Source organism: Planktothrix sp. FACHB-1355 (assembly GCF_014748295.1).
GTDB lineage: Bacteria > Cyanobacteriota > Cyanobacteriia > Cyanobacteriales > Aerosakkonemataceae > Aerosakkonema > Aerosakkonema funiforme_A.
Genome location: NZ_JACJUP010000939.1, coordinates 1 through 2,799 on the forward strand (window position 1 = coordinate 1; position 2,799 = coordinate 2,799).

Here is a 2,799-nt window from a genome sequence, read left to right on the forward strand (position 1 = left end):
ATAATCGATATCGCGATCGTAAATGCAGTTGAGCGTTTGAGCCGCAGCTGCTGCCAGAGTACCACCTGTAAGCGTTACCAGCAATAACAGCGGATCTACCCGTCCTGCCGATGCCATCCACATACTAGCTGCTGTTGTAATTAGCAGCAGGGGAATAATCCGGGGTTTCGTCAGCTGATAGTAACTATGTATTACTTCTTTGAAGTTTTGATGGTGACGGGAAACCCCAGTAGCAATAATTTCTTGCATGAATTCTGTTAGTCCTTTGCTAATTGTCAGTTGTTAATAGTTAGTAACGCGACTGACGACTAACTACTAACCAATGACCCGATTAGGCTGGCGATCGCTGAAGACGACGTGTACTCAAGACATCGCGCCACGTCAAAACTGTCAGCGCCACCAAAGATCCCAGTAATGCCGCACCGACTGCTTGGTGAGTAACTGTCAGCGGTTCTACCTGGAGGTGCAAGCGGAAAGTTGCCACGCCAAGAGCAATTTGACATAGCAGCAAAACACCAGCACTGTTAGCCAGCAATCGGACAGTGGAGTGTACTGCCGGTGTTCGCCATGTCAGAATTACTACAGCCAAAGTTGCCAAAGTGGGTGGAACTACACCGGCAATGTGGCTATTCATCACAGCACATAACTGCGATGCGCCAAAGCACTGGTGCAGCGCCCAGCGAGATGCCACCAATCCGCCCAAAAGGCATTGTACGTAAACTAAAATTGCGGCGCTTAAGCTTACCCACGCTAAGTTACCGACGGTGCCGGTGGCTTCGTAGGGTAAGAGAGCCACGCCAATCACTATCAGCGTAGTGAAAAATAACAAAGCTGCTCCCAGGTGAGCGGTGACAATATCAAACCGCAGCAGTTCGGTAACGGTGAGTCCCCCAAGGATACCTTGGAAAATTATCAAAAAGAGGGCGAACGCAGAGGCCCAAAGTAGCCAAGGCGGTGACTGACGCCGATACCACCACGAGATACCAACCAGAGCGATCGCGCTGACGCCGATTAAAGCCGCATCCAATCGGTGAAACCACTCCAGGAACACCTGTAGGTTCATCTGCTGGCTGGGTACTAACTGACCGTAGCACAACGGCCAGTCAGGGCAAGCCAACCCGGCATTCATCACCCGCGTGGCGCTGCCTACTGCCATCAACAGCAGTGTGGCGATCGCGATTTTCCACACAAAGCGACGGATAAAATCTACAGGGGTGGCAACAAAAGTGCTTTCATCCTGATGCAACACAGTGTCCGCCATGAGCTCTACCTTCGGGTTAATCACTTTCTGTGCGTGTTAAGCAAATTATGAGCATCTGCTCATTCTGAGCCATTCATCGCATTCAATGCAATGAATGGCTCTAGGTATTACTGTAACGACATAATCCGGTTAAGCAAAAAACCTTTAGGTATTTTTTACTTATAAAATCTTTATGTATTTTGATAGACGTAATTGTGGCAAAAGATGCTGTAACAAATGTAGGACATACGTTAAAATCACCAGTTCGCTAGCATCGATAGCGTCAAACACTATTTGACAGATAGGCTTACCAAAGAAGGGAAAAGGGTAAGGCGTAAGCAATAAAGGCTAATTTAAAATCATTTTTCCATTCCGATTACCCTTGCCTTTCCCCCTTTTGATTGTTGTGTTGTCAATTGCAGCGATCCCAAAGAAATATTGAAAAAGTGGCCTATCAAACTCCACCTTTATCGACCCCTGTTTTACCTTGGTAAGGGAATCGATACTAAAAAACAAATGCTTGCTTGTCTAAAATCAAGGCTGACAGCCTTTTCAATACTTGATGGGCCAACCTGCTTCTTGACATCAGCCGCGATCGAAAGTCAAGCAGTTGTGCAATAAATCCTAAATCGCCGTGAAAATCCCAAGTAACATTTCAACTCTACTAGCCGGTATAGCACTGACCCTCGTCAGTCTCTGGTTCGGTCAGAATCATGGCCTACTGCCAGAAGCAGCCTCAGAAGAAGCATCTTTGGTAGATGGGTTATTCAATATGATGATGACCATCTCCACAGGTTTGTTTCTCATCGTTGAAGGCGTAATTATCTATTGCGTCGTTAAGTTTCGCAGGCGTCCGGGTGACACCACAGATGGAGCGCCGATGCACGGCAACGTTCCCCTGGAAATACTCTGGACAGGAATTCCCGCGATAATTATCCTGGTCATTGGAGTCTACAGCTTTGAAGTTTACAACGCTATGGGCGGCTTAGACCCGATGGCCGCTCACGGTATGCCACAGCAGCAAGCGATGAAAATGCCAGGATCTGCGATCGCCGCCACCTTAAACCAGACAGATAAACCCGCAACCCAAATTGCAGAAGGCGTTGGCGCTACCCCAGCACAAAGCCCAGTCCCAGACTTGGAAATTGAGGTTACCGGTTTGCAGTTTGCCTGGATTTTTAACTATCCCGATAGTGGCGTCGTATCTGGCGAACTGCACGTCCCCGCCGGAAACCATGTCAAACTCAACATTTCAGCCAACGACGTGATCCATGCCTTCTGGGTACCCGAATTCCGCATCAAGCAAGATGCAATACCAGGTAGAACAACGCAATTGCAATTTACTCCCAAGTTAGTTGGCACCTACCCAGTGATTTGTGCCGAACTCTGCGGTGGCTATCATGGCAGTATGAAAACCCAGGTGATTGTCGAGACACCAGAAGAATTTAATGCCTGGATTCAAAGTCAGCAAGAAGTTGCTAATTCCGATAACTTGAATCGGATTGTGGCCCTAAACCCGCAAGAAATGTCAACTGGTGAATTTTTAGCTCCCTACGCAG

General features: G+C 47.9%; 3 protein-coding genes. 1 reads left to right on the forward strand and 2 read right to left on the reverse strand.

Features of this window, described 5'->3' with window-relative positions; translation table 11 throughout:
• Both H6S82_RS27225 and H6S82_RS27230 read right to left on the reverse strand, forming a co-directional pair.
• Nucleotides 1-249, reverse strand: a 249-nt coding sequence (locus H6S82_RS27225) for a UbiA family prenyltransferase (RefSeq protein ID WP_199317972.1), incomplete at its 3' end; no start/stop codon positions are given.
• Between the two features lie 82 nt (nt 250-331).
• A complete protein-coding gene (locus tag H6S82_RS27230; protein ID WP_190464256.1) occupies nt 332-1,261 on the reverse strand; it encodes a heme A synthase in 930 nt (309 codons plus the stop codon).
• 613 nt (nt 1,262-1,874) lie between these two features.
• Here H6S82_RS27230 and H6S82_RS27235 point away from each other — a divergent pair.
• A partial coding sequence (locus H6S82_RS27235) for a cytochrome c oxidase subunit II (RefSeq protein WP_191057035.1) occupies nt 1,875-2,799 on the forward strand: 925 nt, incomplete at its 3' end.